Here is a 26,310-nt window from a genome sequence, read left to right as displayed (position 1 = left end):
ACGGGCTGACTTTGACGCAAGCTTTGCCGGGTGCCACCGGCCGAGCCCGGCCGTTCAGGCCTTGCCCTGCGACGCCACGGCCGCAGCGGCCCTGGCTGCAGCCTCGGCGTCACCCAGGTAGTAGTGGCGGATGGGTTTGAGGTCGGCGTCGAGTTCGTAGACCAGCGGAATGCCATTGGGGATGTTCAGGCCCACGATGTCATCGTCGGAAATGCCGTCCAGGTACTTCACCAGCGCGCGGATCGAATTGCCGTGCGCGGCGACCACGATGCGCTTGCCGGCACGGATGGCCGGGGCCATGGCCTCGTTCCAGAACGGCAGGACACGGGCGACCGTGTCCTTCAGGCATTCGGTCAGCGGCACCTGCGCGGCGTCCAGCTTGCTGTAACGGATGTCGCCACGCTCGCTGCGGGGGTCGTCGGCTGCCAGCGGCGGCGGCGGCGTGTCGTAGCTGCGGCGCCAGACCAGCACCTGCGCGTCGCCATATTCCCTGGCCATGTCGGCCTTGTTCAGGCCCTGCAATGCACCATAGTGGCGTTCGTTGAGGCGCCAGCTGTGCACCACGGGCAACCATGTGCGGTCCATTTCGTCCAGGCAGTGCCACAGCGTGCGGGTGGCGCGCTTGAGCACGCTGGTATAGGCGAGGTCGAATTCGTAGCCTTCGGCCTTGAGCAGGCGGCCGGCGTTCCTCGCCTGTTCGACGCCGGTTGGCGTCAGGTCGACGTCGGTCCAGCCGGTGAAGCGGTTTTCGAGATTCCAGGTGGATTCGCCGTGGCGGATCAGCACGAGCTTGTACATGTAGGGCCTATGGATTCCGGTGCAAAACGCAACATTCTAGAATCGCCGGTTACCCAATCCAGGATCTGACCGTGAAGTTCATCGAATTCCTTACCGCCAACTGGTACCTTGTGGTGGTGGCCGCCGCTTCGGGCGGCATGCTGCTGTGGCCCGTGCTGCGCGGCGCCGGCACCGGCACGCTTTCGGCGGCCGCAGCCGTCCAGCTCATCAACCGCGAGAAGGCCGTGGTCATCGACGTGTGCGAAATCGAGGAGTTCGCCGAAGCCCACGTCGGTGGCGCGAAAAACATCCCCCTGTCCGAGCTCGAGCAGAGGCTGCCTGAAACGGTCAGGAACAAGTCGCTGCCGCTGATCCTGGTGTGTGCCACCGGCGCACGCGCCAACCGCGCGCTGGCCACGGCCAAAAAACTGGGTTACGAGCAGGCCCAAGTTCTGGCCGGCGGGCTCAAGGCGTGGAAAGAGGCTAACCTTCCCGTTGAGAAGGCCTGATTTCCGGGCCGCAGGAACCGCCATGCAAACCGTCAAGATGTACACCACCGCCGTCTGCCCTTACTGCATCCGTGCCAAGCAGTTGCTGAAAGCACGCGGCGTGGAAGCCATCGACGAAGTGCGCATCGACACCGACCCGGCAGAGCGCGCACGCATGATGGAGATCACCGGCCGGCGCACCGTGCCGCAGATCTTCATCGGCGACACCCATGTGGGTGGTTGTGACGACCTGATGGCGCTGGACAGCCGGGGCGGCTTGCAGCCCCTCCTTCAGGGCGCCTGAGCTGTCACGGGGCTGGGTTTTTGCCGCCTCAGCCCACCTGAGATAATCCCCGGTTCCGGTTTTCCGGCCCTTGCGCCCTGATCGCTTGGCCGGCAGGCCCTTCCGAATCCAAACTCCCGAAAGTACTGCCAAATGGCTGACCAAGATCCCGTGTTCCAGATCCAGCGCGTCTACCTCAAGGACCTCTCGCTGGAGCAGCCCAACTCCCCCGCCATCCTGCTCGAGCAGGACCAGCCTGCGGTGGATATCCAGCTGGGCGTGGACGCCCAGCCCGTGGCCGACGGCGTGTTCGAAGTGACCGTGTCCGCCACGGTGCAGACCAAGGTCAAGGACAAGACCGTGTTCCTGATCGAAGCCAAGCAAGCCGGCATCTTCGAGATCCGCAACCTGCCGCAGGACCAGATGGGCCCCATCCTGGGCATCGCCTGTCCGCAGATCGTCTACCCGTACCTGCGCGGCAACGTGGCTGACGTCATCCAGCGCGGCGGCTTCCCGCCCGTGCACCTGGCGGAAATCAACTTCCAGGCCATGTTCGAGCAGCAGCAGGCCCAGGCCGCGCAGAATGCTCCGGGCATCATCACCCAGTAATTTCCGTTGCGGCGAAAGCCGCATGCACCGGAGCACCGCATGAAGATCGCGGTGCTCGGTGCGGGGGCCTGGGGCACGGCCATGGCTGCCAGCGCAGCCCCGCGTCACGACGTGACGCTATGGGCGCGCGACGCGTCCCAGGCGGAGGCGATCGCCGCCAGTCATGAAAACCAGCGCTACCTGCCGGGCGTGCAACTGCCCTCAACTTTGCGCATCGCGCACGGCGACGCGTCGGCCGTGGCTGCGCAAGCCGATGTGGTCATCGTGGCGACGCCGATGGCGGCGCTGCGCGAATGGCTCGGCGCGCTGGCCGACTCACCCGTTCCCGTCGCGTGGCTCTGCAAGGGCTTCGAGATGTCTGCCTCGCATGCGGCGGGCCTGTTGCCGCATGAGGTCTGCGCGCAGGTGGCGCCTGGCCTGAAGGCCGGCGCACTCAGCGGGCCGAGCTTTGCGCTCGAAGTCGCGCGTGGCCAGCCCACGGCGCTCGTAGCCGCCAGCAGCCATGCGGAAGTCCGCAACCTGCTCGTCGATGCGTTCCACAGCCCGGCGCTGCGCGTCTATGCCAACGAGGATCTCGTGGGCGTGGAGGTGGGCGGCGCGGTGAAGAACGTGCTGGCCATTGCCACCGGCCTGTGCGACGGGCTGGGCCTCGGGCTCAATGCCCGCGCGGCGCTGATCACGCGCGGTCTTGCCGAGATGACGCGGCTGGGCCAGGCGCTGGGTGCGCGGGCCGACACCTTCATGGGCCTGTCGGGCCTGGGCGATCTGGTCCTGACCGCCACGGGCGACCTCAGCCGCAACCGCAAGGTCGGCCTGTTGCTGGCGCAAGGCCGGACGCTGAAGGAGGCAGTCGATTCGCTCGGCCATGTCGCCGAAGGTGTGTATTGCGCGCGTACCGTTGCACAGCGTGCGCACGGTCTCGGCGTGGACATGCCGATCAGCGAGGCCGTGGTGGCGCTGCTGGACGGCCGCATGAAGCCTGCCGAAGCGGTGAAGGTGCTGATGCAGCGCGATGCGCGCGACGAAACCTGAGCGGATCGGTCGGCCGTCGTCAGGCCGGTGAGTAAGCCAGCCGCACGTAAATGGGCGCGAAAGCCTCGGCCTGCGTGATCTCGATCAGCGTTTCCTTGGCCAGTTCGAGCACCGCGATGAAGGTCACCACCATCACGGCAGTCCCGCGGGCGGGGTCGAACAGGTTCTCGAACTCCACGAACTTGCGGCCCTGCAGTGTGCGCAGCACGATGCTCATGTGCTCGCGCACGCTGAGCTCTTCGCGGCTGATCTTGTGGTGCTGCACGAGCCTGGCGCGCTTGAGGATGTCGGCCCACGCTTCCCGCAGGTCGACCAGATGCACTTCGGGAAAGCGCGGCTGCAGCGACTGCTCGATGTAGACCTGCGCCTTGAGGAAGTCGCGCCCGAACTGCGGCAACGCGTTCAGGCGCGCAGCGGCCAGCTTCATCTGCTCGTATTCCAGCAGGCGGCGGACCAGTTCGGCGCGTGGGTCCTCCGCTTCCTCGCCTTCGGCCGTCTTCTTGGGCGGCAGCAGCATGCGCGACTTGATCTCGATGAGCATCGCTGCCATCAGCAGGTACTCGGCGGCCAGCTCCAGGTTGCTGGTGCGGATCTCGTCAACGTACGTGAGGTACTGGCGGGTGAGGCCCGCCATGGGAATGTCCAGGATGTTGAAGTTCTGCTTGCGGATCAGGTAAAGCAGCAGGTCGAGCGGGCCTTCGAAGGCTTCGAGGAACACCTCGAGCGCATCGGGCGGGATGTACAGGTCCTGCGGCAGCGTGAACAGCGGCTCACCGTACAGCCGCGCGACGGCGACATGGTCGACCACCTGAGGCATGTCCGGCAGCGGGGCCCCGTCGGGCGGCCCGGGGAGCTCGGCGGTATCTGCCGAAATGTTCACTTGCCGCGCGTCTGGTAGACGTAGGGCTGCTGGGGGACCTGGCCGGCTCGGAATTCGCTCCAGGCGCTGCGATCCACGTTCTTGTCCCACAGCAGGGCGCGGCCGGCATGCTGTCCGGCTTCCAGTTCAGGCTTCTGGGCTTTCAGCTGGTCGATGAACTGCGTGGTGTCGGACTTGTAATCGGGGCGGCGGAAGATGGACATAGACTTGGGACCTCTGGCGCGATTTTACCGGGAGAGGCATGGACAAGTCACATGGGCGCGGGCGATGGACGGGATGGTTGCTGGCGGCAATGCTTGCGACCGGCCTGCTGGTGCTGGCCGGGTGCGATCCGCAACGCATCAGCGAACTGGAAGAGGGCGTCTCGACGGAGGCGGATGTGCGCGCCCGCTTCGGCGATCCGCAGCAGGTCTGGGAAGGTCCGGCGGGAGCCCGCGTCTTCGAATACAGCCAGCAGCCGGCGGGGCATCGCAACTACATGATCACCATCGGCACGGACGGAAAGATGTCTGCGCTGCGGCAGGTGCTCACGCCGGAGAACTTTGCGAAAGTCCGGCCCGGCATGAAGCTGGAGGAAGTGCGCCGCGTGCTCGGCAAGCCGATGAAGGTGACGCCGTATCCGCTGAAGAATGAAACGCACTTCGACTGGCGCTACCTGGACGGGCCGAATATGGCGGATTCGAAGATCTTCACCGTGGTCTTCGACAAGGATTTGTATGTGGCGCGGACCGGCTCGATCATCGATCCGGAAGTACAGCCGAAATAGATGCTGCAGGCAGGCGCCTATCCCGTGGCCCGGGCCAGCCCTGTCGCCAGATCCGGACAGAGGTTGTCCTCACCCAGCAAGGCGGTGAAGCCCACGCGCTGCAGGATGTCCAGCGGCTGGTGGTTCAGCCCGCACATGAGCAGCCGCACGCCCTGGCGCTGGCAGGCGCTTGCCAGGTCGGTCAGGGCATCGGCACCCGATGAGTCGACGTAGATCACATTCTTGAGATCGAGCACGAGCACACGCGCGGGCAACCTGTCCTCCATCGCCTCCACCAGCTTCACTGCGCCGAAGAAGACGGCGCCGTACATGCGCCATGCGGCGACCTCGCCCTCGTGCCCGGCCAGAACGGGGTGACTGGCCGAAGTGACCGCTTCCGAACGCGAAAGGCTGGAGATGCGGTAGATGAAGGTGACGCAGGCCGCGATGAGACCGACTTCCACCGCCACCGTCAGGTCGAAGATCACGGTGAGCAGGAACACCGCCAGCAGCGTCAGGCGATAGGGCAGCCGGTAGTGGCGCAGATGCAGGAACTCGCGCCATTCGCCCATGTTCCACGCCACGAACATCAGGATGGCGGCCAGCGCAGCCAGCGGCACATCGGTGGCCAGCGGCGCTGCGACGAGGATCACGAGCAGCAACGTGACCGCATGCACCATGCCCGCGACAGGACTGGTTGCGCCGTTCTTGACGTTGGTCATGGTGCGGGCGATCGTGCCGGTGGCCGGCATGCCGCCGAAGAAGGGGGTGATGAAGTTGGCCACGCCCTGCGCCATGAGTTCCTGGTTGGGGTTGTGGCGGTCGCCGATCATGCTGTCGGCCACACGGGCGCACAGCAGCGACTCGATGGCGCCGAGCAGCGCGAGCGTGAGTGTGGGCACCAGCAGGAAACGTGCGGATTCCCAGCTGAACGCTGGCAGCACGAATGCGGGCAGCGAGGCCGGGATGCCGCCGAAGCGGCTGCCGATGGTGTCCACCGGCAGATCGAACAGGCTCACCAGCAACGTGGCCAGCACCAGCGCCACGATGGAGCCGGGCACGCTGCTGAGCTTGCTGCCCATGCGCACGGGCGGGCCGATCTTCGCGGCCACGCGTTGCCACAGCACCACCACCGCCAGCGAGCCGGCGGCGATGGCCAGTGCCGCGGGGTTGGCGGTGTGCAGGTTGTGCCCGATGGTGGAAAGGATGCCGAAGAAATCCGCCGGCATCGTGGTGACCGACAGCCCGAGGAAATCCTTGACCTGCGACAAGCCGATCAGCACGGCGATGCCGTTGGTGAAGCCGATCACGACCGCGACGGGAATGAAGCGGATCAGCGTGCCCAGGCGGAACAGGCCCATCAGGAACAGCAGCACGCCCGACATGGCGGTGGCAATGATGAGGTTGGCGAGCCCATAGCGCTCGACGATGCCGTAGACGACGACGATGAAGGCGCCGGCTGGTCCGCCGATCTGCACGCGGCTGCCGCCCAGCGCCGAGATGAGGAAGCCTGCAATGATGGCGGTGAAGATGCCCGCTTCGGGTTTGAGGCCGCTCGCGATGGCGAACGCCATGGCCAGCGGCAGTGCCACGATGCCGACGGTGAGACCGGCCGCCACGTCGCGCCCGAACCGCTCGCGGTTGTACCCGGCGAGGGCGTCGATCAGTCGGGGACGGAAGGCGAACGAGGCTTGCAGCATGGCCTGCGGCGCAGTGTACGCCGGGGTGCGTACGAAGTCAGCAATCCCATCTTTGCGGCATGGCCCGTGCTAGCGTGTGCAGGTACAGTGAACTCATGGAGCGACAGGTGTGACGGGGTGGCTGCGGAGGCTGGTGCTGTGGATGGTCTGCACGGTTTGCATCGGGCTGCCGGCCGGTCACGCCCGGGCCGAACCCTTGCTGTGGGGCGGTGAGCCCGCACACGGCACAGCACTGACGGATGCGGGCGGCCGCTGGAGCGCCGACGAAGCGCTGGCCCGCATGGCGGCCGGGCAGGGCGCGCCCTATGACGAATCCGTCTTCTACCCGTTCTCGCACGATGCGGCCGTCTGGTTCCGCTTCGACCTGCCGTCCATGACGACCCCGGCGGTGCTGAGCATTCCCCACTCCGGCATCAACCTTGCGGAAGTATTCCTGCGACAGGCCGACGGCAACTGGACCGTGCTGCTTTCGGGCGATTCGATCGCCGTGGCCGACTGGGCGCTGCGGCACCTGCATCCCGCTTTCGTCGTGCCCACGCAAGCCGGCCAGCCGGCGAGCGTACTGGTGCGTGTGGTGCACAACCATCCGGTGACACTGCCGTGGCGTGTGTGGGCCGAACCCGACTTCCACACGGCCAACCAGTACCTGTTGCTGCTGCTCGGTGCCTATCTGGGCTTCGTGCTGCTGGTGGTCGGCCTGTGTGCATTCAACTGGTTCGCCTGGCGCGACCGCCTGTACCTGACCGCGGCCTTCTATGTGCTGTCGATCGGTCTCACGCAGGTGAGCCTGACGGGGGCGGGTGGACAGTTCGTCTGGTCGACGCATCCGGTGTGGAATGACTACAGCTCCGTGATCCTGCCGCTGGTGAGTGCCGTCGCGGCGGGCTGGTTCACCTACCGCGTGGTGAGCGAGCGTTCGGGGCGCGGCTGGCGTGCGGCGCTCGTCGTCTACTGCCTTGCGGGGCTGGCGCTCATCGCGTCGTTCACCGGGGTCGACCGCAACGTCGCGTTCCGGTTCGCCAACTACTATTTCCTGTTGTGCTCGCCGCTGTGCATCGTGGCGATGATGGCCTACGCGCAGCGCAACCCGCGCGTCGGCTGGTGGTTCGTGGCGGCGTTCGGCGTGCTGTTCGTGGGGGCGGTGTTCGCCGTGTTGCGCAACCTGGGGATGCTGGCGATGAGCCCGCTCACCCAGTTCGGCGCGCAGGTCGGCGCGGGCATCGAGGTGCCACTGCTGATGGCGGGCCTGCATTTCCGAAGCCGGGAACGGCGTGACAACCAGGCACGCATGAGCCATCTCGCACGCGTCGATCCGCTCACGGGTCTGTCCAGCCACCGTGTACTGGTGGAGCGGCTCGACCAGCAACTGCGGCGTGGTGGGGCGGACATGGCCGTGCTGCGCGTGCGCGTGGGCAATGCCCGCCAGATCCAGGACGAGTACGGATCGGATGTGCTCCAGACGGCGCTGGTCCACGCGGGCGCGTGCATCGGCCGCGTGGCGCGCGAGGGTGATACCGTGGCCCGGCATCGCAACGGCGATTTCGTGCTGCTGCTGGGCAACGCGCCCAGCCGCGAGCAGGCCGGCGAAGCGGCGCAACGCATCATCGCGCGTGGCCTCGCGCACACGAGTGACCTGCCGGAGAAGCAGTCGCTGCGCCTGCTGGTGGCGGCCTCGGTGCCACCCCTCGACTGCGAGGACGCCGAGGAACTGCTCGACGACCTGCAACTGCTCATCGAGGAACTGCAGGCCCGGCCGGGCAAGGCGCTGCGCTTTCTAGAGTGACTTGCCGGCGCGCACGCGCAGGTCGTCGACGATCGGCAGGATGGCGAGCGTGACCAGCATGGCGGCGAATGGCAGGGCGGAGGCGAAGCCCAGGTGCTTGAACGCGATCGCGCCGGTCAGCGCGCCGACGAAAAAGCAGCCCAGCAGCATCGACAGGATCGTCAGCCTGTCACGGTCGGCGACGACCCGGTAGGGTTGAATCCCGCGGTCCGTGTTGCGGTAGACGAGTTTGCCCAGTTCGATGCCCAGGTCGGTGATGACACCCGTCATGTGCGTGGTCCGGATGACCGCCTTCGAGATCTTCGTCACGACCGCATTCTGCAGGCCCATGAGAAAGCACAGGACGACGGCGGTGGCGGGGGCCAGCAGCGTACGGTTGCTGTCCAGCCGGTCGCCGAGCAGGCCGAAGGCGATGAGCAGCAGGGCTTCGAGCATCAGGGGAAGGGCGTACTCGCTGTGCATCCTGCGCTGGCGTGCCCAGTTGGCAAGGATGGCGGTCACCATGGCGCCGGCGGTGAAAACGAGCAGAAGCACAGCGCCGGTGAGCGCCGGCCAGACCAGCGAGAGCGCCAGGTCGTCGGCAATGGACGACACGATGCCCGTCATGTGCGAGGTGTAACGGCCGATCGCCAGGAAGCCACCCGCATTGACCGCGCCCGCGATGAACGCCAGCGTACAGCCCAGCTGGCGATTCGCCCGCACCGTGCGCTCGGCGCTGACGAGGGTCCGCAGGAACTGGCCGGGCACGGCAACGGTGTCAGCGTACCCGCATGCCAGGCTGCGCGCCCGGCCACGGGTTGAGCACGTAGATGCCCGGCTCGGCCTTCTCGTCGCCGTGGCTGGCGGCCAGAACCATGCCTTCGGACACGCCGAACTTCATCTTGCGCGGCGCAAGGTTCGCCACCATCACGGTGAGCTTGCCGACGAGTTCTTCGGGTTTGTAGGCGCTGGCGATGCCGCTGAACACGTTCCGCTCGCGGCCTTCCCCCACGTCGAGTGTGAGGCGCAGCAGCTTGGTCGAACCCTCGACGGCTTCGCAGTTCACGATCTTCGCGATGCGCAGGTCGATCTTCGTGAAGTCGTCGATGGTGATGGTGGGCGCAAGTTCTTCGCCACCGGGCACGACCTTTTCGGGTTCAGGCGCGGCCGGCGCAGCTGGCGGCTCGAACAGCGCATCGAGCTGCTTGTCTTCCACGCGCTGCATCAGGTGCTTGTAGCTGCCGACCTGATGGCCCGCACCCAGCGGCGTTGCAGCGTTGGACCAGTCGAGCGACGGTGCGTTCAGGAACGCTTCGGCCTGCGCCGCCAGTTCGGGCAGCACGGGCTTCAGGCAGGCCGTCATGATCTTGAAGGCCTCGATGCATTCGGAGCAGACGCGCGCGGCTTCGGCGCGCTTGCCTTCTTTCACCAGCTTCCACGGCGCGGCCGAATCGAAGCCCAGGTTCACTTCGTCGGCGAAGGCCATGATCTCGCGCAGCGCCTTGCCGTAGTCGCGTGATTCGTAGAGCGCACGGATCTGCGCCACCAGCCCCGCAGCCTTCGGGTGCGCCGGCGACTCCGCCAGCAAGCCGTCGGGAATGAACTTGACCGCACGGCTGGCGATGTTCACGTACTTGCCGATCAGGTCGGCGTTCACGCGGGCCATGAAGTCCTCGGCCGTGAAGTCCACGTCTTCCACGCGGCCGTTGAGCTTGGCGGCGATGTAGTAGCGCAGCCATTCGGGGTTCATGCCCAGGCTCAGGTACTTGAGCGGGTCGATGCCGGTGCCGCGGCTCTTGCTCATCTTCTCGCCGCTCACGGTGATGAAGCCGTGCACGTTGACCTGGCTGGGGGTCTTGCGCCCGCTGAACTGCAGCATCGCAGGCCAGAACAGCGTGTGGAAGTACACGATGTCCTTGCCGATAAAGTGCACCTGTTCCACAGCCGGATCGGCCATGAATTCGTCGAAACCCAGCGGGGTGCGCGAGGCTTCGTGCCAGTGATCCTTCGCCTGGCCTTTGTCGAAGTGGTTCTTGAGGCTGGCGAGGTAGCCGATGGGCGCGTCCAGCCAGACGTAAAAATACTTGCGCGGCGCGCCTTCGGGCAGGTCGGGAATCTCGATGCCGAAGTAGGGCGCTTCGCGCGAGATGTCCCAGTCGTTCATGCCGGCTTCGAACCATTCGCCGGCCTTCCTGGCCATCTCGGCCTGCAGGCGCGGCTGGCCCTGGGCGTTGCTGCCCTGCGTCCAGCCCTTGAGGAATTCGACCACGTCGGCGTCGGACAGCTTGAAGAAGAAATGCTCGGAGCTGCGCAGCTCTGGCGTGGCGCCAGTGAGCGTGGAGTAGGGGTTGATCAGGTCGGTGGGCGCGTAGACGCTCGAGCACACCTCGCAGCTGTCGCCGTACTGGTCTTTGGCGTGGCAGGTGGGGCATTCGCCCTTGATGTAGCGGTCGGGCAGGAACATGCCCTTCACCGGGTCGTAGAACTGCTCGATGGTGCGCGTGGAAATCTTGCCCGCGGCCTTGAGCTTCCTGTAGATGCCCTGCGCGAGTTCGGTGTTTTCCGGGCTGTCGGTCGAATGCCAGTTGTCGAAGCGCACGTGGAAACCGTCCAGGTACTGCTTGCGGCCGGCGGCGATCTCGCCCACGAACTGCTGCGGGGTCCTGCCGGCCTTCTCGGCCGCGATCATGATCGGCGCGCCGTGTGCGTCGTCGGCGCCGACGAAATGCACCATGTGCCCGCCCATGCGCTGGTGACGCACCCAGATGTCGGCCTGGATGTACTCCATGATGTGACCGATGTGGAACTTGCCGTTGGCATACGGCAGCGCGGTCGTCACGAAAATCTTGCGTTGGGGTGTCGTGCTTGCGGGCATGGTGTTTTTCCGGGGGAACCGGCGATTTTATGGGTTGTGGCTACACTGCACCCCAGCCGGGCGACAAGACCCGGCGCGCCCCCCACTTCCCCAGAGAAAACCATCCATGGCAACCCAGGAACAACTGCTGCAGGCCCTGCAGGCCGTCGCCGATCCCCAGACCGGCCGCGATTTCGTCACCACCAAGGCGCTGAAGAACCTGAGCGTCGACGGCGGCGACGTGTCGTTCGACGTCGAGCTCGGCTATCCGGCCAAGAGCCTCATTCCCGAACTGCGCCGTGCGCTGATCGCTGCCGCCAAGGGCGTGCCCGGCGTGCAGAACGTATCGGTCAACATCAGCACCCGCGTCATCGCCCATGCGGTGCAGCGCGGCGTCGCGCTCATGCCCAATGTGAAGAACATCATCGCCGTGGCCTCGGGCAAGGGCGGTGTGGGCAAGAGCACCACGGCCGTCAATCTCGCGCTGGCGCTGGCCGCCGAGGGTGCGACGGTCGGGCTGCTCGATGCTGACATCTACGGCCCCAGCCAGCCCATGATGATGGGCATCGACGCGCGTCCCGAGAGCGAAGACGGCTCCACCATGGAGCCGCTCGAAAACTATGGCGTACAGGTCATGTCCATCGGCTTCCTGGTGGCCCAGGACGAAGCCATGATCTGGCGTGGCCCCATGGCCACCCAGGCCCTGGAGCAACTGCTGCGCCAGACCAACTGGAAAGACCTGGATTACCTCATCGTCGACCTGCCGCCGGGCACCGGCGACATCCAGCTCACGCTGAGCCAGCGCGTGCCCATGACCGGCGCGGTGATCGTCACCACCCCGCAGGACATCGCCCTGCTGGACGCGCGCAAGGCCATCAAGATGTTCGAAAAAGTGGGCGTGCCCATCCTCGGCGTGGTGGAGAACATGGCCGTGCACGTGTGCAGCAACTGCGGCCACGTGGAGCACATCTTCGGCAGCGACGGCGGCAAGAAGATGGCGGCGGAATACGACATGGACTACCTCGGCGCACTGCCGCTGGACCTGAAGATCCGCGTGCAGGCCGACTCGGGCCGTCCCACGGTGGTGGCCGACCCGGACGGCGAGATCGCGGGTATCTACAAATCCGTCGCGCGCGAAGTCGCCGTGGGCATAGCGAAGAAGGCCAAGGACTTCTCCGCGAAGTTCCCGAGCATCACCATCAGCAAGAACACCTGAACCGAATGGCCCGATGAACCTGCTTGCCTCGTTCCGCTATCTGGTTGCGCTGGACGAGCACAGGCATTTCGGGCGGGCCGCGCAGGCCAGCCACATCACACAGCCGGCGCTGTCCAACGCGCTGCGCGCGCTGGAAAAAGAGTTCGGCGTGCTGATCGTCAAGCGCGGTCAGAACTACGCCGGGCTGACGCCCGAAGGCGAGCGCGTACTGGCCGCAGCACAGCGCATGCTGCGCGAGAGGGAAGCGCTTTCGCAGGAGCTGGCGAGCCTGGAGGGTCAGCCCGTGGGCCGCCTGCGGCTGGGTGCCGTGCCGACGGCCATGCCGATTGCCGCACGGTTCGCGGCGAGGCTGCGGGCGCGGCACCCCGGTATCCGGCCTGTGGTGGTGTCGATGACCTCTTCGGCGCTGGAAGAGGGCGTCCAGGATCTGTCGCTCGATCTGGCGCTGGGCTACATCGAACGGCTGGGTGCGGATCACGCGCGCCTGGCTACGCAGCAGCAATACACGGAGCACTACTTCTTGCTGCGTCGCGCGGCCGGCCGCACGGCGGAACTGCGGGTCGGTGACCCGGTGGATTGGCACGAGGCCGCGCGCGAGCCGCTGTGCCTGCTGACGCCCGACATGCACAACCGGCAGATCGTGGACGATGCGTTCACGCAGGCAGGCATCGCCGTCGAGCCGGCGATCGAGACCAATTCCATCCTCACGCTGGCCCTCAGCGTGGCGGCGGGCGACGTGTGCAGCGTGCTGCCCGGCGCGCTGGTCGCGGTCGTCCGCGGGCAGGGTGAACTGGAAGCCCTGCCGCTCACCGCGCCGGACGTGCGCACGCCCATCGGCTTCATCCGCGCGCGCAGTGCCCAACCCACCCGGGCCATCGATGCCGCTGTGGCGCTGGCGGAAGACGCCGGCTGGCTGGCCCACGCTGCCGCACACAGCGGGTCGCTGGGCCGCTGAATTTCTTCGCGGTTTCTTCCCGGACCCATTCGTGACCTGAATCGGCCCATGTGCCGATCTGATTTGACGCGACTGCACCCCACTGCGGACACTCGGGCGAACCAACGAGCGTGCCCCACCGATGAAGACGATGACCGAGGCACCGCCGGTCCAGGCCGTGAGCCTGGGCACGGCGGACGAGTTGCGCCACAGCCTGAAGCGGCGTGGCCGGCTCAAGGGCCGGCAGCCCGATGAAGCGGCGCTGGCCGAGGTGCGCGCGCTGATCGGTCCGCGACCGGTAGACGGACACCGCCGCGATCTGCTGATCGAATACCTGCATGGCCTGAACGACCGCCACCTCGCGCTGCGTGAGCCGCACCTCGTGGCGCTGGCCCGCGAGATGAACCTGCCGATGGCCGAGGTCTACGAGGTGGCAACCTTCTATCACCACTTCGAGGTCGTCAAGGCGGACGATGCCGTGGCCGCGCTGACCGTGCGTGTGTGCAACGGCCTGTCGTGCGGGATGGCCGGCGCCGCTGACCTGCTGCAGCGGCTGCCCGATCTGCTGGGCAGCGACGTGCGCGTGATCGAAGCCCCGTGCGTCGGCCGTTGCGAACAGGCGCCCGTCGTGGTTGCGCATCAGTTGCCGTTGCCGCATGCGTCGGTGGAAACCGTGACGCAGACTGTGGCAGCCATCGCTGCCGGTCGCGCGCAAGCGCTGCATCCCCCGGCGGTCGACGGCAGCAGTTTCGCACCGGCCGCGCTGGCCGGAATGCCCGTCACCGGCCATGCCGAGGTCACCATCTCGCCGGCGACCGTCGATTACGCGACGTATCGTGCGCATGGCGGTTACGCCCTGGCTGCAGCGATCGTCAACGGGGAGCAGGATGCAGAGGCGGTGCTCGCGGCCATGGAAACGTCGGGCCTGCGCGGTCTCGGCGGCGCCGGGTTCCCGGCGGGCCGCAAATGGCGCATCGTGCGTGAGCAAGCTGCACCGAGGCTGATGGCGGTGAACATCGACGAAGGCGAGCCCGGCACATTCAAGGACCGCACCTACCTCGAACGCGATCCGCACCGCTTCATCGAGGGCCTGCTGATTGCCGCGCAGGTCGTCGGCACCGAGGCCTGCTACATCTACCTGCGCGACGAATACCACGGTTGCAGGGCCCTCCTCGAGCGTGAACTCGAGAAGCTGCGCGCCGATCCACCATGCCCGCTGCCGCACATCGAACTGCGCCGCGGTGCCGGTGCCTACATCTGCGGCGAAGAGTCCGCGATGATCGAGAGCCTCGAAGGCAAGCGCGGCGAGCCCCGGATGCGGCCGCCCTACATCGCGCAGGTCGGCCTGTTCGGCCGGCCGACGCTGGAGCACAACTTCGAAACGCTTTACTGGGTGCGCGACATCGTCGAACGCGGGCCGGCCTGGTTCACATCCTTCGGTCGCAACGGACGCAAGGGTTTGCGCAGCTTCAGCGTGAGCGGGCGCGTGCGCCGGCCCGGCGTCAAGCTCGCGCCCGCCGGGATCACCTTGCGTGAACTGGTGGACGAATATTGCGGCGGCATGCAGCCGGGGCACGAACTGTATGGCTACCTGCCGGGCGGGGCATCCGGCGGCATCCTGCCGGCGCGCCTGGCCGATGTGCCGCTGGACTTCGACACGCTGCAACCGCATGGCTGCTTCATCGGATCGGCGGCCGTCGTCGTGCTGGGTCATACCGACCTGGCGCGCGACGCGGCGCTCAACGCCATGCGTTTCTTCAAGGACGAAAGCTGCGGCCAGTGCACACCGTGCCGCGTGGGCACGGCGAAGGCGGTCGAGCTGATGCAGGCACCGCGCTGGGACAGCGAGGCGTTGGACGATCTGGCCAACGTGATGGTCGATGCATCGATCTGCGGTCTGGGGCAGGCCGCGCCCAACCCGCTGCGCTGTGTGGAACGCTATTTCCCGCAGGAACTGGAAACCCCGGAGGTGCAGGCATGAGCGCACGCGATTTCCCCGAAGGCGCCGGGCCCGTCACGTTCACGCTCGATGGCCGATCCGTCGATGCCGGTCCCGGCGAGTCGATCTGGTCAGCCGCGAAGCGACAAGGCGTGGAGATTCCGAACCTCTGCCACAAGCCGGGTCTGCGGCCGGACGGCAACTGCCGCGCCTGCGTGGTGGAGATCGAGGGCGAACGCACACTAGCGCCCAGTTGCTGCCGGGCACCGACGCCGGGCATGAAGGTCAATGCCAGCGGCGATCGCCCGCGCCGCAGCCAGAAGATGGTGCTGGAGATGCTGCTGTCGGACATGCCGGCGCAGGGTTACAAATGGCTCGACGGCAACGACGGCAACGACGGCGATGCCGGCAAGGGCAACGCGCCCGCACCGCAGCACGGCGAACTGAGTGACTGGGCCGGCCGCATGCAGGTGTCCGTGCGTCCCGCGCTGGCGGCGATTGCGCGCGAACCGGTGGCCGCCGACATGAGCCATCCGGCCATGGCGGTGAACCTCGACGCGTGCATCCAGTGCAACCGCTGCGTGCGCGCGTGCCGCGAGGAGCAGATGAACGACGTGATCGGCTACGCGTTGCGTGGCAGCGCGTCGAAGATCGTCTTCGACCTGGACGACCCGATGGCCGACAGCACCTGCGTCGCGTGCGGCGAATGTGTGCAGGCCTGTCCCACCGGTGCGCTCGCGCCGCGCACCAGGGTCGGATCGCAGAAGGTCGATCGTGAGGTGGATTCCGTCTGCCCGTTCTGCGGCGTGGGTTGCCTGATCACCTACCAGGTGCGCGACGAACGCATCGTTGCGGTGGAGGGGCGCGATGGCCCCGCCAACCATTCGCGCCTGTGCGTCAAGGGCCGCTTCGGCTTCGACTACGCGCACCATCCCGGCCGGCTGCTCAAGCCCCTGATCCGCAAGGAAGGTGTGGCCAAGGACCCGGCCCTGCTGGACCATCCGCCCGGCGACTGGCGCGAGGTCTTCCGCGAAGCCACGTGGGACGAGGCGCTGGCGCTGGCCGGCGGCACGCTCGCGGCGCTGCGCGATGCGCATGGCCCGAAGTCGCTCGCGGGCTTCGGCTCGGCCAAGGGCAGCAACGAAGAGGCGTACCTGTTCCAGAAGCTGGTGCGCACCGGCTTCGGCAGCAACAACGTCGACCACTGCACGCGGCTGTGCCATGCATCGAGCGTGGCCGCGCTGCTCGAAGGCGTGGGCTCGGGCGCGGTGAGCAACCCCGTGGGCGATGTCGCGCACTCGGACCTGATCATCGTCATCGGCTCCAACCCGACGGCCAACCACCCGGTGGCCGCGACGTGGATGAAGAACGCCGCGCGACGCGGCACACGCATCGTGCTGGCCGACCCGCGCATCACCGACATCGGCCGCCATGCGTGGCGCGTGATGCAGTTCAAACCCGATACCGACGTGGCGATGCTCAATGCGCTGATCCACGTGATCATCGAAGAAGGGCTGGCCGACGACGCCTTCATCGGCGAGCGCGCCAGCAATTTCGAAGCGCTGCGCGAGAACGTGCGCGGCTACAGCCCCGAGGCGATGGCGCCGATCTGTGGCGTGCCCGCCGACACGCTGCGCGAAGTCGCCCGGGCCTATGCGGCTGCGGGCAGCGCGATGATCCTCTGGGGCATGGGCGTGAGCCAGCACGTGCATGGCACCGACAACGCGCGCTGCCTCATTGCGCTGGCGACGGTGGCAGGGCAGATCGGCCGTGCGGGCACCGGGCTGCATCCGCTGCGCGGGCAGAACAACGTGCAGGGCGCGAGCGATGCGGGGCTCATCCCGATGATGCTGCCCAACTACCAGCGCGTGGACAACAGCGCCGCCCGCGCGTGGTTCGAGAATTTCTGGGGGCGCGAACTCGACGCGACGCCGGGCTACACGGTCGTCGAGATCATGCACAAGGCACTGGCGCCCGACAGCGATCCGCACAAGATCCGCGGGATGTACATCATGGGCGAGAACCCGGCCATGAGCGACCCCGACCTCCACCATGCGCGCCACGCCCTGGCCAGCCTGCAGCACCTCGTGGTGCAGGACATCTTCATGACCGAGACCGCATGGCTGGCCGACGTCGTCCTGCCCGCCAGCGCCTGGCCCGAGAAGACCGGCACGGTGAGCAACACCGACCGCATGGTGCAGATGGGCCGCCAGGCCATCGCACCTCCGGGAGATGCGCGGCATGACCTGTGGATCATCCAGCAACTGGCGCTGCGGATGGGGCTGCAGTGGCATTACCAGGGGGCGGACCACGGGGTCGCTCAGGTGTACGACGAAATGCGGCAGGCCATGCACGCAGCCATCGGCGGCATCACGTGGCAGCGTCTGGAGCGCGAATCGAGCGTGACCTACCCGTGCCTTTCCGCCGACGATCCGGGGCAGCCGGTGGTCTTCACCGAGCGCTTTCCTACGCCGAGCGGACGCGTGAAGCTGGTGCCGGCCGACATCATTCCTGCTGCCGAGCGGCCCGACGCCGATTTCCCGTTCGTGCTCATCACCGGACGGCAGCTCGAGCATTGGCACACGGGCAGCATGACCCGGCGGGCCAGCGTGCTCGACGCCATCGAGCCGCAGGCCACGGCATCGCTGTGCGGCGACGACATGCAGGCGCTGGGCGTCGAGCCGGGCGACGTCATCACCGTCGAATCGCGCCGGGGCAGCGTGGCCTTGCATGCGCGGCGCGATGACGGCACGCCGCGGGGTTCGGTGTTCATCCCGTTCGCGTATTACGAGGCGGCAGCCAATGTGCTGACCCATTCCGAGCTCGACCCGTTCGGCAAGATTCCGGAATTCAAGTACTGCGCCGTGCGACTGTCGCGCGGCGGCCAACCCGTGGCGCGGCCCGGCTTTGGCCCGCATGGCGACGCGGCTGCAACCGGGGCGATAACATCGCCCCATGTCCACGCCTGAAGTCACCGACGCATCTCCCCTCGCCAGTGCGCGCCCGTCGATCGACGTGGCCGTGGTCATGCGGCGTGAGCGCATCGACAACCGCTGGCAGCCGTGGCGCTGGGTGTTGCACGAGGTGCTGCCCCCGTCGCCCCATCATGGCGAGGGCGCACGGCTCCTGCTGAAGGACGACCGCGAAGAGCGCTGGCTGCATGCGCCCTTCGTCGTCGAACTGTTCCGCGACGATGCCGAGGGCTACTACCTCAACGGCACCACGCCCGCGCCATGCTGGTTCGTGCTGTGGCGAATGGACGAACCCGAGTCCGTGCCCGAAGGCCAGGCGCTCATGGCCCGGCCCGTGGCCGTGAGCCTGAGCTACCACGATGCCGGCCGCTGGCTCGACGCACAGGAAACGGTGGAGCAGGTGCCCGCGCCGCAGGAAGTCATCGACTGGATGATGGATTTCGTCGCCCGGCATTACGTGATCGAACCCAAGCGCCGCAAGCGTCCCGAGAGCTTCCGCACGCTGACGGACCGCTTCGGCAATCCGGCGTCCGTCACGACGGAAAAGAAGCGCGGAGGCGGCGAGCATGGCTGACGGCTTCCTCGGCCGCTGGTCGCGCCGCAAGGCCGACGCGCGGGAGGGCAAGCCGCTGGACGAGCCGGCACCCGTGGCTGCCCCCATAGCGCCTGGGCCCGCTGCTTCCGCCTCTGCGCCCGTCACGCCGCCACCCGCCACATTGCCTGCGGACGAGCAGCGTGCACCGCAGGCGCAGGCCGCGAAAGGGCCCGCAGAGCAGCCAGTCCTGACCCTCGACGATGTGCAGGGGCTCACGAAGGAATCCGACTTCAAGCCCTTCGTCGCCCGCCACGTGGCGCCCGAGGTGCGCAATGCGGCGATGAAGAAGCTGTTCACCGACCCGCACTTCAATGTGATGGACCGCATGGACGTCTACATCGACGACTACAACCTGACCACGCCGATGCCCGAAAGCGTGCTGCGGCAACTGGCCAGTGCGAAGTTCCTGGGCATGTTCGGGGACGAGGAAAAGAAGGAAGATCCGAATACCCCCCCAGGCCACTCCACTGGGGAAGCTGCGGATGCCGATGTCGCGCAGGACGTGGCACAGTCCGGGGTATGCAACGAAATTCCTAGCCAGCCGCCGGCCAGCCAAGAAACACATGCCCACGACGCTGATCTGCGACTGCAACCAGACGATGCCGCTCGACCCCCAGGCGCTGGGCGAGCCGCTTCATGAGAGCCTGACGCTCCACTCCACGCTGTGCCGCCGCGAGGCGGGCGCGTTCCAGCAAGCCATCAAGACCGGTGATGACGTCGTCGTCGCCTGCACGCAGGAAAAGCGCCTGTTCGCCGAACTGGCGACCGAGACCGAAGGGGCGCGCTCGGTCATCCGGTTCGTCAACATCCGCGAAACCGGCGGATGGAGCCGCGATGCGTCCGCCGCCGGGCCCAAGATCGCTGCGCTGCTGGCCGCTGCACATCTGCCGGACCCGGAGCCCGTGGCCACCGTCACATACAAGAGTGCCGGGCGTGTGCTCGTCCTCGGCCCCATGGACGCTGCATTGCGTGCCGCCGCGCTGCTGGACGATGTGCTGAATGTGACGCTGTTCGCCACCGGCCCGGGCGTTGCGGAGGGGGGCGTGCAGGAGCGCAAGTACCCGGTGCTGGCGGGCGGCAAGCTTGCACTCACCGGCTGGCTGGGTGCCTTCAAGCTCAACTGGTCGCAGGACAATCCGATCGACCTGGACCTGTGCGCGCGCTGCAATGCCTGCGTGGCCGCCTGCCCGGAAGGCGCGATCGGCGCGGACTACCAGATCGACATGTCGCGCTGCACCTCGCACCGCGATTGCGTGGATGCGTGCGGCGTGGCCGGTGCGATCAGCTTCACGCGCGACGCGCAGTCGCGCGAAGAAGCGTTCGACCTCGTGCTCGACCTCGGCGCGAAGCCGCTCGTCGGACTGCATGCGCCGCCGCAGGGGTACTTCCACGTCGCCGGTGGCGATGCGGCGGCGCTGTTGCCCGTGGCTGTGAAACTGCGCGACATGGTGGGCGAGTTCGAAAAACCCAAGTTCTTCGACTACAAGCAGAAGCTCTGCGCGCACAGCCGCAACGAAACCGTGGGCTGCAATGCCTGCATCGAAATCTGCTCGGCACAGGCCATCTCCAGCGACAAGGGCCGCCAGCAGATCAAGGTGAACCCGAACCTCTGTGTGGGTTGCGGCGCCTGCACCACGGTGTGCCCCACGGGCGCGCTGACCTACACCTATCCCCGCACGCCCGAGCAGGGCCTGAAGTTCCGCACGCTGCTGTCCACCTACGCCGCTTCGGGTGGCAAGGACGCCGTGCTCATGCTGCACAGCCAGGCGCGCGGCCAGGCACTGGTGGAAGAGCTCGGCCGCACCGCGCAGATGTCTGCGGGTCGCCGTGCGAAAGGTGTGCCGGCGAACGTCATTCCCGTCGGCCTGTGGCACACGGCGAGCACGGGGCTGGACCTCTGGCTCGGCGCCGTCGCTTTCGGTGCGACGCAGGTCGTCGTGCTCACCACGGGTGAAGAAGCGCCGGCCTACCTCGAAGGGCTGCGCGCGCAGATGGCCGTGGCGCAGTCGCTGCTGAACGGCCTGGGCTACACGGGCACGCATTTCCGCCTGCTGGCGGCCCACGACGTGGCTTCGCTCGATGCCGCATTGCAATCGCTCGCGCAGACGAAGCAGCGCGTGCCGCAGCAAGCCGCGCGCTTCGCGGTCGCCAGGGAAAAGCGCAGCACGCTCGATCTGGCGCTCGACCATCTGATCTCGAACGCGCCGCTGGCCGAACAACTGCCGGAGGCCATCGACCTGCCCGCTTCGGGCGCGCCCTTCGGCAGCATCACGGTCAACCGCGACACCTGCACGCTGTGCCTGTCGTGCGTGAGCGCCTGTCCGGCCAGCGCGTTGCAGGACAACCCGCAGATGCCGCAGTTGCGCTTCATCGAGAAGAACTGCGTGCAGTGCGGCCTGTGCGTGAAGACCTGCCCTGAAGATGCCGTGTCGCTCGTGCCGCGCCTGCTGCTCACGCCGCAGCGCAAGGAAGCACGCGTACTCAACGAGACGAAGCCTTATTCCTGCGTGCGTTGCGGCAAGCCCTTCGGCACGCTCAAGGCCATCGAGGCGATGCTCGGCAAGCTGAGCGGCCACTCGATGTTCCAGGGTGCGGCGCTGGAGCGCCTGAAGATGTGTGGCGACTGCCGGGTGATCGACATCTATTCGGCCGACAACGAAGCGAAGATCACCGATGTCTGATTCCATCACCGCTGCCGTGCAAGGCGGCATCCCGGTCGCGTCCGCGCTGGACGAGGAAACCGCGCGTGCCGAGGTGTACGGCCTGCTGGCCGCGCTGTATTACGCGCCGCCCGCGCCCGAACTCATGGCGCAACTGCGCGTGGCCGCCACCGAGGCACCTGCGGCAGGCGGCTTCCTCGAGGAACCGTGGCGCGAGGTCGTCGCCGCCGCGCGTGACCTCTCCGATATTGCAGTGCTGGATGAATACGACGCACTGTTCGGCGGCATCGGCAAGCCCGAGGTGTACCTCTTCGGTTCGCATTACCTGAGCGGCTTTCTCAACGAGAAGCCGCTCGCACAACTGCGCACCGACCTGGCCGCGCTGGGCCTGGCCCGCGACGATGCCATGCGAGAGACCGAGGACCACGTGGCCTGCATTTGCGAGGTCATGCGCTATCTGATCGCGGGCGACGACGTCGAAGTGGCCAACCTCACCAGGCAGCACGAGTTCTTCTCGGCGCACGTGCAGCCCTGGGTGCCGGCCCTGTGCGAGGCGCTGGCGGCGCATCCGAAGGCGCGCTTCTATCGGGCGCTCGCGGGCTTCACACAGGCTTTCGTGAGCGTGGAGGCGCAAGGCTTCGACATGCTGCAGTGACTCGTTCTGCGCGTTTTCCCCTATGTAGTTTGGTCGGATTTCCCTCGCGCATCATTGCGGTGCACCGCTCGTGCCGTTACAGTATGCAAAGCATTTCATAACGCCAGCCCTTCCTGGAGACTTTTCATGCAGGACAGCCAGCAAAACAAGCCCGGCGCTTCCCCTTCGGGAACTTCCCGCCGCAATTTCTTCGCAGGTGCGGCCACCGTCGGTGCCGCAGCCGCCGCCACGGTGGCCCTGCCCAGGATCGACGTCGCCCCGGTGACCGAAGCCGCACGCCCCGCGCCCGAGCGTGGCGGCGGCTACACGCTGTCCGAGCACGTCAAGCGCTACTACAAGACCACCCGTCTCTGATTCGCCCTGGCCCGCTTTGAGGAGCCCCACATGTTGTTGACCAAGAAATCCGGATCGGCCCATGCAGCCGGCCGCTCGCCGTTCATCCACAGCCTGCAGCGCGGCCTGTCGCAGACGTTGCCCACCATGGACCGCCGCGCGTTCCTGCGCCGCTCGGGTCTGGGCGTGGGGGTGGGTATCGCCGCATCGCAGCTGAGCCTGGTGAAGAAGGCCAACGCCGCCGAGGGCAAGCCTGCCGGCATGGGCAACAAGCAGATCAGTGTGCGTCGCACGGTCTGCACGCACTGCTCCGTGGGCTGCGCGGTGGATGCGGTGGTGGAAAACGGCGTCTGGGTGCGCCAGGAACCGGTGTTCGATTCGCCGATCAACCTCGGCGCGCACTGCGCCAAGGGCGCTTCGCTGCGCGAGCATGGCCACGGTGAATTCCGCCTGCGTTATCCGATGAAGCTGGTGAACGGCAAGTACCAGCGCATCAGCTGGGACACCGCGCTCACCGAAATCAGCGCGAAGCTGATGGAGCTGCGCAAGGCCAGCGGGCCGGACTCGATCTACTGGGTCGGTTCGTCCAAGCACAGCAACGAGCAGTCTTACCTGCTGCGCAAGTTCGTGAGCTATTGGGGGAGCAACAACTGCGACCACCAGGCCCGCATCTGCCACTCGACCACGGTGGCCGGCGTGGCCAACACCTGGGGCTACGGTGCGATGACCAATTCGTACAACGACATGCAGAACAGCAAGGTCGCGTTGTACATCGGCTCCAACGCGGCTGAAGCCCACCCGGTGAGCCTGCTGCACATGCTGCACGCCAAGGAGACCGGCTGCAAGATGATCGTGGTCGACCCGCGCTTCACGCGCACGGCGGCCAAGGCGGACGAATATGTGCGCATCCGCTCGGGGGCCGACATCCCGTTCCTCTTCGGCCTGCTGTATCACATCTTCAAGAACGGCTGGGAAGACAAGCAGTACATCAACGACCGTGTCTTCGGCATGGATGCGGTGAAGGCCGACATCATGGCCAAGTGGACACCGGACAAGGTGGAAGAAGCCTGCGGCGTGCCCGAAGCGCGCGTGCTGCAGATCGCCACCATGCTCAACGAGAACCGCCCCGGCACCATCGTGTGGTGCATGGGCCAGACGCAGCACACCATCGGCAATGCGATGGTGCGTGCCTCGTGCATCCTGCAACTGGCGCTGGGCAATGTGGGCAAGAGCGGCGGCGGCACCAACATCTTCCGCGGCCACGACAACGTGCAGGGCGCGACCGACGTCGGCCCCAACCCCGACTCGCTGCCCGGCTACTACGGCATCGTCGAAGGCTCGTGGCGGCACTTCGCCAACGCCTGGGGCGTGGAGTTCGACTGGATCAAGGGCCGCTTCGCATCGCCCGCGATGATGTCCAAGCCCGGCATCACCGTCTCGCGCTGGATCGACGGCATCCTGGAGAAGAACGAACTGATCGACCAGGACTCCAACCTGCGCGGCGTCTTCTTCTGGGGCCACGCGCCCAACTCGCAGACGCGCGGCCTCGAAATGAAGCGCGCGATGGACAAGCTGGACCTGCTGGTGGTGGTGGATCCGTATCCGTCGGCCACTGCGGCCATGGCTGCAATGCCCGGCAAGGCCGAGGACCTCAACCCCAACCGCGCGGTGTACCTGCTGCCGGCGGCGACGCAGTTCGAGACCAGCGGTTCCTGCACCGCGTCCAACCGCTCGCTGCAATGGCGCGAGAAGGTGATCGAGCCGCTGTGGGAGAGCCGCTCCGACCACATGATCATGTACCAGTTCGCCGAGAAGCTCGGCTTCGGCAAGGAGCTGGTCAAGAACTACAAGATGCAGAAGGTCAACGGCATGGACGAGCCCGTGCCGGACGACATCCTGCGCGAGATCAACAAGTGTGTGTGGACCATCGGCTACACCGGCCAGAGCCCCGAGCGGCTGCAGGCCCACATGCGCAACATGCACGTGTTCGACGTCAAGACGCTCAAGTCGAAGGGTGGCAAGGACGCCGTCAACGGCTACGACCTGTCGGGCGACTATTTCGGCCTGCCGTGGCCGTGCTGGGGCACGCCGCAGTTCAAGCACCCGGGCTCGCCCAACCTGTACGACACCTCCAAGCACGTGATGGAGGGGGGCGGCAACTTCCGCGCGAACTTCGGTGTGGAGCGCGATGGCAAGAGCCTGCTGGCCGAAGACGGTTCGCACTCGGTCGGCGCCGACATCACCACCGGCTACCCCGAGCTCGACCACCTGCTGCTCAAGAAGCTCGGCTGGTGGGACGAACTCACCGAGCCAGAGAAGAAGCTGGCCGAAGGCAAGAACTGGAAGACCGACAACTCGGGCGGCATGATCCGCGTGTTCATGCAGAACCACGGCTGCCATCCGTTCGGCAACGCCAAGGCGCGTGCCGTGGTGTGGAACTTCCCCGATCCGATCCCGCAGCATCGCGAGCCGCTGTACGGCAACCGCGGCGACCTGATGGCCAAATACCCGTCGCACGACGACAAGATGGCCTTCTGGCGCCTGCCGACGCTGTACAAGTCGATCCAGCAGAAGAACATCGCCGACAAGCTGCACGAGAAGTTCCCGCTCGTCATGACTTCGGGCCGTCTCGTCGAATACGAAGGCGGCGGCGAAGAAACCCGCTCCAACCCCTGGCTGGCCGAACTGCAGCAGGAGATGTTCATCGAGATCAACCCGAAGGTCGCGGCCGACAAGGGCATCCGCAACGGCGGGCGCTGCTGGGTCGTCACGCCGACCGGCGCGCGCCTGAATGTGCAGGCGCTGGTGACCGAACGCGTCGGGCCGGACACGGTGTTCATGCCGTTCCACTTCTCGGGCCGCTGGCAGGGCGCGGACATGCTGGCCCACTACCCGGCAGGTGCTGCGCCCATCGTGCGCGGCGAGGCCATCAACACGTCGACCACCTACGGGTACGACAGCGTGACGATGATGCAGGAAACCAAGTCGACGATCTGCAACGTCGAAGCGGCATAAGAAAAGGGGACCACGATGGCACGAATGAAATTTGTCTGTGATGCGGAACGCTGCATCGAATGTAATGGCTGCGTTACGGCCTGCAAGAACGAACACGAAGTCCCCTGGGGCGTGAACCGCCGCCGTGTGGTCACGCTCAACGACGGCGTGCCCGGCGAGAAGTCCATCTCGGTCGCGTGCATGCACTGCTCGGACGCACCCTGCATGGCGGTCTGCCCCGTCAACTGCTTCTACAAGACCGAAGAAGGTGTGGTGCTGCACGACAAGGACGTGTGCATCGGTTGTGGCTACTGCTCGTACGCCTGCCCCTTCGGCGCGCCGCAGTTCCCCGCGCAAGGCACCTTCGGCGTTCGCGGCAAGATGGACAAGTGCACCTTCTGCGCCGGTGGCCCCGAGGCCAACGGCAGCCAGGCCGAGTTCGAGAAGTACGGCCGCAACCGCCTGGCCGAGGGCAAGCTGCCGGCCTGTGCCGAAATGTGCTCGACCAAGGCACTGCTCGCCGGCGACGGCGATGTGGTGGCCGACATCTTCCGCACCCGCGTGCTGCAACGCGGCAAGGGCGCCGAAGTGTGGGGCTGGGGCACCGCCTACGGCTCGAAGCAGGCTGGCCAGCCCAATGGAGCCAAGTCATGAAGGCGGCTGCCATCGTCATCGCATCGGCCGTCGCGCTGGCCGCCTGCGGCGAAAAGCCGCAGACCATCGGCAGCGGCATCAAGCAGGACAGCACGGCCTACAGCGGCACCGGCAGCAATTTCACCGCCCCGGGCTGGAAGGCGGGCGACCGCACCTCGTGGGAGCAGGAACTCAAAGCCCGCGCCCAGGGCGGCCAGAACGAATACAACAAGGTCAGCAAGCGCTGAA

At 66.7% G+C, this 26,310-nt stretch carries 24 protein-coding genes; 18 read left to right on the top strand and 6 right to left on the bottom strand.

Features of this window, described 5'->3' with window-relative positions; all coding sequences use genetic code 11:
* Positions 1–54: 54 nt before the first annotated feature.
* A complete protein-coding gene (gene gpmA, locus ACO2Q9_RS05185) occupies positions 55–798 on the bottom strand; it encodes a 2,3-diphosphoglycerate-dependent phosphoglycerate mutase (RefSeq protein WP_423308976.1) in 744 nt (247 codons plus the stop codon).
* Between the two features lie 137 nt (positions 799–935).
* Here gpmA and ACO2Q9_RS05180 point away from each other — a divergent pair, with 137 nt between their 5' ends.
* The 4 genes from ACO2Q9_RS05180 (at position 936) to ACO2Q9_RS05165 (ending at position 3,189) form a co-directional block, all read left to right on the top strand.
* On the top strand, positions 936–1,286 hold the full coding sequence (locus ACO2Q9_RS05180; protein WP_423309936.1) for a rhodanese-like domain-containing protein: 351 nt from the start codon (positions 936–938) through the stop codon (positions 1,284–1,286).
* 22 nt (positions 1,287–1,308) lie between these two features.
* Positions 1,309–1,569 (top strand): glutaredoxin 3, encoded by a 261-nt coding sequence (gene grxC, locus ACO2Q9_RS05175; protein WP_423308974.1) that lies wholly within the window; start codon positions 1,309–1,311, stop codon positions 1,567–1,569.
* 132 nt (positions 1,570–1,701) lie between these two features.
* A complete protein-coding gene (gene secB / locus ACO2Q9_RS05170; protein ID WP_423308972.1) occupies positions 1,702–2,157 on the top strand; it encodes a protein-export chaperone SecB in 456 nt (151 codons plus the stop codon).
* Positions 2,158–2,196: 39 nt separating this feature from the next.
* On the top strand, positions 2,197–3,189 hold the full coding sequence (locus ACO2Q9_RS05165) for an NAD(P)H-dependent glycerol-3-phosphate dehydrogenase (protein WP_423308970.1): 993 nt from the start codon (positions 2,197–2,199) through the stop codon (positions 3,187–3,189).
* A gap of 19 nt (positions 3,190–3,208) precedes the next feature.
* On the opposite strand, the gene ACO2Q9_RS05160 is transcribed toward ACO2Q9_RS05165, so the two are convergent.
* The gene (locus tag ACO2Q9_RS05160) at positions 3,209–4,006 is read right to left on the bottom strand and encodes a segregation and condensation protein A (RefSeq protein ID WP_423309934.1); all 798 of its coding nucleotides are present in this window, start codon (positions 4,004–4,006) and stop codon (positions 3,209–3,211) included.
* Positions 4,007–4,065: 59 nt separating this feature from the next.
* On the bottom strand, positions 4,066–4,272 hold the full coding sequence (locus ACO2Q9_RS05155) for a DUF3460 family protein (protein WP_423308968.1): 207 nt from the start codon (positions 4,270–4,272) through the stop codon (positions 4,066–4,068).
* 38 nt (positions 4,273–4,310) lie between these two features.
* On the opposite strand from ACO2Q9_RS05155, the gene bamE reads away from it, so the two are divergent.
* Positions 4,311–4,835 carry an outer membrane protein assembly factor BamE domain-containing protein gene (gene bamE / locus ACO2Q9_RS05150; protein ID WP_423308966.1) on the top strand — a complete coding sequence of 175 codons (525 nt, stop codon included), beginning with the start codon at positions 4,311–4,313 and terminating at the stop codon, positions 4,833–4,835.
* Positions 4,836–4,852: 17 nt separating this feature from the next.
* On the opposite strand, the gene ACO2Q9_RS05145 is transcribed toward bamE, so the two are convergent.
* Complete coding sequence (locus ACO2Q9_RS05145; RefSeq protein WP_423308964.1) at positions 4,853–6,514, bottom strand: SulP family inorganic anion transporter; 1,662 nt, start codon at positions 6,512–6,514, stop codon at positions 4,853–4,855.
* Between the two features lie 109 nt (positions 6,515–6,623).
* Here ACO2Q9_RS05145 and ACO2Q9_RS05140 point away from each other — a divergent pair, with 109 nt between their 5' ends.
* On the top strand, positions 6,624–8,297 hold the full coding sequence (locus tag ACO2Q9_RS05140) for a sensor domain-containing diguanylate cyclase (RefSeq protein ID WP_423308962.1): 1,674 nt from the start codon (positions 6,624–6,626) through the stop codon (positions 8,295–8,297).
* Here ACO2Q9_RS05140 and ACO2Q9_RS05135 read toward each other — a convergent pair.
* Together ACO2Q9_RS05135 and metG are read right to left on the bottom strand one after the other, a co-directional pair.
* Complete coding sequence (locus ACO2Q9_RS05135) at positions 8,289–9,044, bottom strand: YoaK family protein (RefSeq protein ID WP_423308960.1); 756 nt, start codon at positions 9,042–9,044, stop codon at positions 8,289–8,291. The genes ACO2Q9_RS05140 and ACO2Q9_RS05135 overlap by 9 nt on opposite strands.
* Positions 9,045–9,054: 10 nt before the next feature.
* Positions 9,055–11,151, bottom strand: a complete 2,097-nt coding sequence (metG, locus tag ACO2Q9_RS05130) for a methionine--tRNA ligase (RefSeq protein WP_423308958.1) — start codon at positions 11,149–11,151, stop codon at positions 9,055–9,057.
* A 106-nt stretch (positions 11,152–11,257) separates the two neighbouring features.
* On the opposite strand from metG, the gene apbC reads away from it, so the two are divergent.
* The 12 genes from apbC (at position 11,258) to ACO2Q9_RS05070 (ending at position 26,309) form a co-directional block, all read left to right on the top strand.
* On the top strand, positions 11,258–12,346 hold the full coding sequence (apbC, locus tag ACO2Q9_RS05125) for an iron-sulfur cluster carrier protein ApbC (protein WP_423308956.1): 1,089 nt from the start codon (positions 11,258–11,260) through the stop codon (positions 12,344–12,346).
* Positions 12,347–12,359: 13 nt separating this feature from the next.
* A complete protein-coding gene (locus ACO2Q9_RS05120; RefSeq protein WP_423308954.1) occupies positions 12,360–13,301 on the top strand; it encodes a LysR family transcriptional regulator in 942 nt (313 codons plus the stop codon).
* Between the two features lie 121 nt (positions 13,302–13,422).
* Positions 13,423–15,261: an NADH-ubiquinone oxidoreductase-F iron-sulfur binding region domain-containing protein gene (locus tag ACO2Q9_RS05115; RefSeq protein ID WP_423308952.1), complete on the top strand. Its 1,839-nt coding sequence runs from the start codon at positions 13,423–13,425 to the stop codon at positions 15,259–15,261.
* Positions 15,258–18,188 (top strand): formate dehydrogenase subunit alpha, encoded by a 2,931-nt coding sequence (gene fdhF / locus ACO2Q9_RS05110; protein ID WP_423308950.1) that lies wholly within the window; start codon positions 15,258–15,260, stop codon positions 18,186–18,188. The genes ACO2Q9_RS05115 and fdhF overlap by 4 nt, the downstream gene beginning before the upstream one ends.
* Complete coding sequence (locus ACO2Q9_RS05105; protein ID WP_423308948.1) at positions 18,175–18,765, top strand: DUF3305 domain-containing protein; 591 nt, start codon at positions 18,175–18,177, stop codon at positions 18,763–18,765. Before fdhF ends, ACO2Q9_RS05105 begins: the two co-directional genes overlap by 14 nt.
* Positions 18,758–19,426 (top strand): DUF3306 domain-containing protein, encoded by a 669-nt coding sequence (locus ACO2Q9_RS05100; RefSeq protein WP_423308946.1) that lies wholly within the window; start codon positions 18,758–18,760, stop codon positions 19,424–19,426. Before ACO2Q9_RS05105 ends, ACO2Q9_RS05100 begins: the two co-directional genes overlap by 8 nt.
* A complete protein-coding gene (locus ACO2Q9_RS05095; protein ID WP_423309932.1) occupies positions 19,386–21,467 on the top strand; it encodes a 4Fe-4S binding protein in 2,082 nt (693 codons plus the stop codon). Before ACO2Q9_RS05100 ends, ACO2Q9_RS05095 begins: the two co-directional genes overlap by 41 nt.
* Entirely contained in the window at positions 21,460–22,101 is a 642-nt protein-coding gene (locus ACO2Q9_RS05090) for a TorD/DmsD family molecular chaperone (RefSeq protein ID WP_423308944.1), read from the top strand. The genes ACO2Q9_RS05095 and ACO2Q9_RS05090 overlap by 8 nt, the downstream gene beginning before the upstream one ends.
* Before the next feature lie 126 nt (positions 22,102–22,227).
* Positions 22,228–22,455 (top strand): twin-arginine translocation signal domain-containing protein, encoded by a 228-nt coding sequence (locus tag ACO2Q9_RS05085; RefSeq protein ID WP_423308942.1) that lies wholly within the window; start codon positions 22,228–22,230, stop codon positions 22,453–22,455.
* A gap of 30 nt (positions 22,456–22,485) precedes the next feature.
* Positions 22,486–25,449: a formate dehydrogenase subunit alpha gene (locus ACO2Q9_RS05080; RefSeq protein ID WP_423308940.1), complete on the top strand. Its 2,964-nt coding sequence runs from the start codon at positions 22,486–22,488 to the stop codon at positions 25,447–25,449.
* Between the two features lie 15 nt (positions 25,450–25,464).
* Positions 25,465–26,082, top strand: coding sequence for a formate dehydrogenase FDH3 subunit beta (fdh3B, locus tag ACO2Q9_RS05075; RefSeq protein WP_423308938.1), 618 nt, complete (start codon positions 25,465–25,467; stop codon positions 26,080–26,082).
* Entirely contained in the window at positions 26,079–26,309 is a 231-nt protein-coding gene (locus ACO2Q9_RS05070) for a hypothetical protein (RefSeq protein ID WP_423308936.1), read from the top strand. The genes fdh3B and ACO2Q9_RS05070 overlap by 4 nt, the downstream gene beginning before the upstream one ends.
* The last annotated feature ends 1 nt before the right edge of the window (position 26,310 follow it).

It is taken from the genome of Variovorax sp. VNK109 (assembly GCF_049445855.1).
Taxonomy (GTDB): domain Bacteria; phylum Pseudomonadota; class Gammaproteobacteria; order Burkholderiales; family Burkholderiaceae_C; genus JAGOCV01.
The sequence above is the reverse complement of the archived record's forward strand: the minus strand, read 5'-3'. Positions and strand labels throughout refer to the sequence as shown.

Coding starts and splice junctions, on each gene's coding strand:
- gpmA (WP_423308976.1), bottom strand. CDS start 798: ATGTACAAGCTCGTGCTGATCCGCCACGGCGAATCCACCTGGAATCTC.
- ACO2Q9_RS05180 (WP_423309936.1), top strand. CDS start 936: ATGCTGCTGTGGCCCGTGCTGCGCGGCGCCGGCACCGGCACGCTTTCG.
- grxC (WP_423308974.1), top strand. CDS start 1,309: ATGCAAACCGTCAAGATGTACACCACCGCCGTCTGCCCTTACTGCATC.
- secB (WP_423308972.1), top strand. CDS start 1,702: ATGGCTGACCAAGATCCCGTGTTCCAGATCCAGCGCGTCTACCTCAAG.
- ACO2Q9_RS05165 (WP_423308970.1), top strand. CDS start 2,197: ATGAAGATCGCGGTGCTCGGTGCGGGGGCCTGGGGCACGGCCATGGCT.
- ACO2Q9_RS05160 (WP_423309934.1), bottom strand. CDS start 4,006: ATGCCTCAGGTGGTCGACCATGTCGCCGTCGCGCGGCTGTACGGTGAG.
- ACO2Q9_RS05155 (WP_423308968.1), bottom strand. CDS start 4,272: ATGTCCATCTTCCGCCGCCCCGATTACAAGTCCGACACCACGCAGTTC.
- bamE (WP_423308966.1), top strand. CDS start 4,311: ATGGACAAGTCACATGGGCGCGGGCGATGGACGGGATGGTTGCTGGCG.
- ACO2Q9_RS05145 (WP_423308964.1), bottom strand. CDS start 6,514: ATGCTGCAAGCCTCGTTCGCCTTCCGTCCCCGACTGATCGACGCCCTC.
- metG (WP_423308958.1), bottom strand. CDS start 11,151: ATGCCCGCAAGCACGACACCCCAACGCAAGATTTTCGTGACGACCGCG.
- apbC (WP_423308956.1), top strand. CDS start 11,258: ATGGCAACCCAGGAACAACTGCTGCAGGCCCTGCAGGCCGTCGCCGAT.
- ACO2Q9_RS05120 (WP_423308954.1), top strand. CDS start 12,360: ATGAACCTGCTTGCCTCGTTCCGCTATCTGGTTGCGCTGGACGAGCAC.
- ACO2Q9_RS05115 (WP_423308952.1), top strand. CDS start 13,423: ATGAAGACGATGACCGAGGCACCGCCGGTCCAGGCCGTGAGCCTGGGC.
- fdhF (WP_423308950.1), top strand. CDS start 15,258: ATGAGCGCACGCGATTTCCCCGAAGGCGCCGGGCCCGTCACGTTCACG.
- ACO2Q9_RS05105 (WP_423308948.1), top strand. CDS start 18,175: ATGTCCACGCCTGAAGTCACCGACGCATCTCCCCTCGCCAGTGCGCGC.
- ACO2Q9_RS05100 (WP_423308946.1), top strand. CDS start 18,758: ATGGCTGACGGCTTCCTCGGCCGCTGGTCGCGCCGCAAGGCCGACGCG.
- ACO2Q9_RS05095 (WP_423309932.1), top strand. CDS start 19,386: ATGCCGCTCGACCCCCAGGCGCTGGGCGAGCCGCTTCATGAGAGCCTG.
- ACO2Q9_RS05090 (WP_423308944.1), top strand. CDS start 21,460: ATGTCTGATTCCATCACCGCTGCCGTGCAAGGCGGCATCCCGGTCGCG.
- ACO2Q9_RS05085 (WP_423308942.1), top strand. CDS start 22,228: ATGCAGGACAGCCAGCAAAACAAGCCCGGCGCTTCCCCTTCGGGAACT.
- ACO2Q9_RS05080 (WP_423308940.1), top strand. CDS start 22,486: ATGTTGTTGACCAAGAAATCCGGATCGGCCCATGCAGCCGGCCGCTCG.
- fdh3B (WP_423308938.1), top strand. CDS start 25,465: ATGGCACGAATGAAATTTGTCTGTGATGCGGAACGCTGCATCGAATGT.
- ACO2Q9_RS05070 (WP_423308936.1), top strand. CDS start 26,079: ATGAAGGCGGCTGCCATCGTCATCGCATCGGCCGTCGCGCTGGCCGCC.